Below are 212 nucleotides of genomic sequence, written 5' to 3' on the forward strand. Positions count from 1 at the left end.
GCCACTACAACAAATAACGGGTCAGATTTAGCGTGATGAGGGCAGTTGTCCCTACGCCGCGCTCGCTGCTGATGCGCAGGCTGGAGTCGTCGCCGTACTCCAGCTTGATCCGTTCATCGACATTGCGCAGCCCGTATCCGCTCTGGAAAAACGGGTTTTTGTCGATCGATCGGATATCCTCGTTTTGCTCGAAGCCGACGCCGTCGTCCTTC

1 protein-coding gene is annotated in these 212 nt (G+C 56.6%); it reads right to left on the reverse strand.

The window, feature by feature from the left end:
- Positions 1–4 precede the first annotated feature (4 nt).
- A partial coding sequence (locus PA598K_RS36370) for a sensor histidine kinase (RefSeq protein ID WP_376739053.1) occupies positions 5–212 on the reverse strand: 208 nt, incomplete at its 5' end.

The sequence above is a fragment of the Paenibacillus sp. 598K genome (assembly GCF_003851045.1).
GTDB lineage: Bacteria > Bacillota > Bacilli > Paenibacillales > Paenibacillaceae > Paenibacillus_D.